Origin of the sequence: Rhizobium hidalgonense, from assembly GCF_002914525.1 — a bacterium.
Lineage (GTDB): Bacteria > Pseudomonadota > Alphaproteobacteria > Rhizobiales > Rhizobiaceae > Rhizobium > Rhizobium hidalgonense.
This window is the reverse complement of record NZ_LODW01000128.1, coordinates 1-3954: the sequence shown is the minus strand read 5'-3', so window position 1 is coordinate 3954 and position 3954 is coordinate 1. Positions and strand designations below refer to the sequence as shown.

The following is a 3954-nucleotide window of genomic DNA, read 5'->3' as shown; positions in this document are numbered from 1 at the left end:
TTCACGTTACGGGGTTAGCTCATACTGAACTCCTTCCGTGCCTCTGCAGCACACTTTCGTCGATGAAGATCAGCTGTTCTGGATCGAGATTCAGTTGGCCGTCGAACCAGACACGCCGGCGCTTTAGGACATCCGGCTGGTTCCGCAAAGCCAATTTTTTCGCCGATGCCAAGCTCGACGAATACCTCAAAGCCCTTTTCTGTGTAGTACGGCACTTCATTCGGCACGATCATAGTGCGGAATTCAGAAGGGCTTTTTTCGCGCACGAAAACGATTTGTCTAGACATGTTCCGCCTCGATTTCGGAGAATACTTTCGGTTAAAGCGCTTCCACAATATTTGGATGCGTTATTCTTGTTCCAAGAAGACGCTTGTGCTCGCTAATATCGATCCGGGATGGACGAAATACGTCGCGCAACGCGGTGATACTCGCGTACGGGTCTAGCGAACCACAAAAAAATACGTCTATCGCGACCATGCGTTCTTCGTGCCAGGTATTTACGCAAATGTGCGATTCAGCGAGAATTGCGAAGCCCGTGACGCCCCCATCTTCGCTATATTTTCTATAACTCGATTCCAACATCGTTGCGCGGCAGTCATGAACGGCTTGCGCTACCGCCGCCTCAATCGCTTCAGCATTTCCCGTATTTTCTGCATCCCACATATCGATAAAGAGATGGGTTCCGGCGCATACTCGGTCTGAGCTAGGGTAATTTATTCCGCCTTTAGGCGCTCCGTTCAGCATATATATGCTCCGCTTCTTGATCGTGTCCAATGGAGTGGTGTAACTGGATTTCATAGCCATCGGTGATTTCCGGTAGGGTCGGGTTGCTTAGAGCCAACCTGAGGGACACCACCGATGACCGACGACATGATGAACCTGCGCTCACTCGTTGAGAAGAGCGCCGATGCCGATTTGCTGCGCGAGATGATCGGCTTTACTGCCGAGAAGCTGATGGCGCTGGAGGTCGGCACGAAGACCGGCGCGGGCTATGGCGAGAAGAATGGCTTCCGACTTGCCCAGCGTAACGGCTATCGCGACCGGGATTGGGAGACACGGGCGGGCACCGTCGAGCTGCGCATTCCCAAGCTTCGCAGGCAGCTATTTCCCGAGCTTTCTCGAACCACGCCGGATGGCCGAGAAGGCCCTGACTGCGGTCATCGAAGAAGCCTATATCCAAGGCGTTTCGACCCGATCTGTCGATGACCTCGTCAAGGCCATGGGCATGAGCGGCATCTCCAAAAGCCAGGTATCCCGGCTGTGCGAAGAAATCGATGAGAAGGTGAAGGTCTTCCTCGACAGGCCCATCGAAGGAGAATGGCCCTACCTGTGGATCGATGCGACCTCCCTCAAGGTTCGGCGCGGTGGTCGTATTGTCTCCGTCGCCGTAATCATCGCCGTCGGCGTCAACACCGACGGTCGACGCGAGGTGCTCGGCACGTCCGAGGCCGAGGCGACCTGGACGGAGTTTCTTCGAAAGCTGACCAGGCGGGGTCTGCGTGGCGTGAAGCTCGTTGTCTCCGATGCGCATGAGGGCATCAAGGCCGCAGTATCGAAGGTGCTCTCCGCCACCTGGCAGCGCTGCAGGGTCCACTTCATGCGCAATACCTTGGCCCATGCTGGAAAGAGCGGACGCCGAGTTTTCTCCGCCTTCATTGCCACGGCCTTCGCTCAGGACACGCCGGAGGCGGCAAGCACTCAGTGGCGCAACGTCGCCGACCAGATCAGGCCAAAGGTACCGAAGCTCGCCAGTCTTATGGACAGCGCCGAGCAAGACGTGCTCGCCTACATGTCCCAAGCAGCATTGGGCCAAACTTCACTCGACCAACCCGATTGAGCGATTGAACGGCGAGATCAAGCGGCGGACAGAGGTCGTCGGCATCTTCCCCAACGACGACGCCATCGTGCGCCTGGTCGGTGCGCTGCTGCTCGAACAGAACGATGAATGGGCCGTCCAGCGATCCCGCTACATGACACTTGAGACAATCGCCACAATGAGCGATGATCCCCTCATCAGCCTGCCAGCAGCAAGCTGACACTCATCCGGCTGGGATGAGCCGTGGTCGTCTAAGCTCCACCACGTCCTGGGACATGATCCGCTTCTTGCTTTTGCATTGGGTGTGCAGGCGGCATAGCCATGATCTCCGTGGTGGCTTGGAGAATATCCTTTACGGAGGCTTCGTCTGGGCTTGTACCGCCGGCAATTGGATAGATCTCAGAGGACTCGCCAAAATTCCTTAACAACGACAGCATGGGACCGGGCGACACCGCCCAATCCAAATAGGTATATTCATTCCCCTGAACCGTGTTTCTCAAAGGGTGTTGGACGGCCCAGTTCATGCTGATTGTGATCAGAGAGCCCGTTTTCCGCCAGCTTTCTAAGGCCGAAAACAATTGCTGCCTTTCAGCAGCTCCCTCGCCCATGCCAAATAGGAGGGATACCCCAACCTTGATTCCGGCTTCGGACAAGATCTCAACTGCTTTGTCCCCGCGTTCCATCCACGAACCCTTCTTGGTGGCGATGTTCTTGTGAAGACCTCCAACAAGTTCTGGGCGCGGTGTCTCGACCCCGATGAAAAGATATTCCAGGCCCATGCGGCCTAGTCTTCGTGCAAGGGCTGGGTTATTGACAATTTGGTCAATGGTCGCTTGTCCGCCAAGCCGCACAGGATTTTCGAGTGGGTCGAATACCTTTTCAAACTGGGCTACGAGGGCCGAATTCCATCCAAGAAGAGTTGAGTCTTCAATGAACGCCGAGACAGGAAAGTTTTCGCCGTAATCTGCCTTGACTACGCGGCGGGCTGCTGCGAGTTGGCCGCATAACCGGTGGGGGCTTATCTTGAACTGTCGAGGAGGCCCGACAACGCTGATCCTCTCACTGCAGAAGATACAATCATAGATACAGCCACGCCCGATGTCGCTGAAGACGTGCGCGGTAGGCGCGCCACCAAACACGTCAAAGCTCGTTGTAATTCCGAACATTTCGGCTGGGGATGGCATCCCATTATAATCGAGCGGCATGCCCGAAGAGCACACAGTGTGGACCTGATCGTCCATGATTGTGCCGGCGATCCAGTGCCCCGGGGTGGTCGTCAGGTGGCCCAATGAGAATTTCGCCTGCCTTGGCGAAAAACCTCTTGCTTCCAAGGAAGCTACGACGCACCCAATTTCCGCGATAAAGTGTTCACCATCTCCGGAGAGCACGATGTCGAAACAGCTGGAAACTTTTCCGTCAGCAATTAGCCGCAGAGGGGACGCTAGATGATGTCTTACACGATTTTCGTCATCCCGATATATTGTTTCGGTGGCGTGGCGACCGCCAAGAACGATACAAACGTCATCGCCTAGAAACTCTCTGATGTATTTCGCTGTCTCAATCGCACCACGGAAGCATATCGACATCGCTCCTATGAGAACTAAATTGGGCCGGACCCGGACTAATAGCGGCGTTAGCCTTCGCTGCACATCGTCCATGTCAGATAGCAGAAGCGTTGATTGTCGCCTGTCACTCCTGGTGCCGCGCCAATTGCTTTCGCCCCATGCACCTTCCGCCTTGGATGCCAGTGACGCAGCATATCTGCAGGCATTGTAGAGGCTTGCCGGATCGGCGCTTGATAATGCCATTTCGCCCGCCTCGCCGTGAGAAAACTGGGGAGCAGAACACGCGATTACACGTAAGCCCACGGGCTTCCTCCACTATCTGTAATATTTTTTGAAATGATTCGGGCGGTTAAGCGATCTTTTCTCCGGTATTAGACTCGGTCGTATCCGATGGCATAAGTATTGATACAACAAATATGGCTAGTATAACCGCGAAGCACGCAGAATACACCAAGTGGTAATGCCCGGTATATTTGATAATCCGTCCTCCGCCGAAATTGCCTAAGAGCCCGATTTAAAAGAAGTTGAGCGATAACAGGCAGTTGTGATTCCCTATTGGTGCTAAATCAAATG

2 protein-coding genes and 2 pseudogenes are annotated in these 3954 nt (G+C 54.7%); 1 reads left to right on the top strand and 3 read right to left on the bottom strand.

All coding sequences use genetic code 11. The annotated features are described in order from the left end of the window. Window positions 1-46: 46 nt before the first annotated feature. Window positions 47-145: pseudogene (locus tag ATY29_RS38605) on the bottom strand (IS630 family transposase); the annotation flags it as partial. 173 nt (window positions 146-318) lie between these two features. After that, on the bottom strand, window positions 319-804 hold the full coding sequence (gene speD / locus ATY29_RS34825) for an adenosylmethionine decarboxylase (protein WP_018247191.1): 486 nt from the start codon (window positions 802-804) through the stop codon (window positions 319-321). Window positions 805-858: 54 nt separating this feature from the next. Here speD and ATY29_RS34815 point away from each other — a divergent pair. Beyond that, a pseudogene (locus tag ATY29_RS34815) lies at window positions 859-2036 on the top strand (IS256 family transposase). A 31-nt stretch (window positions 2037-2067) separates the two neighbouring features. Here ATY29_RS34815 and ATY29_RS34810 read toward each other — a convergent pair. Beyond that, window positions 2068-3402, bottom strand: coding sequence for a hypothetical protein (locus ATY29_RS34810; RefSeq protein WP_244597496.1), 1335 nt, complete (start codon window positions 3400-3402; stop codon window positions 2068-2070). Between the last annotated feature and the right edge of the window lie 552 nt (window positions 3403-3954).

Coding starts and splice junctions, on each gene's coding strand:
- speD (WP_018247191.1), bottom strand. CDS start 804: ATGGCTATGAAATCCAGTTACACCACTCCATTGGACACGATCAAGAAG.
- ATY29_RS34810 (WP_244597496.1), bottom strand. CDS start 3,402: ATGTCGATATGCTTCCGTGGTGCGATTGAGACAGCGAAATACATCAGA.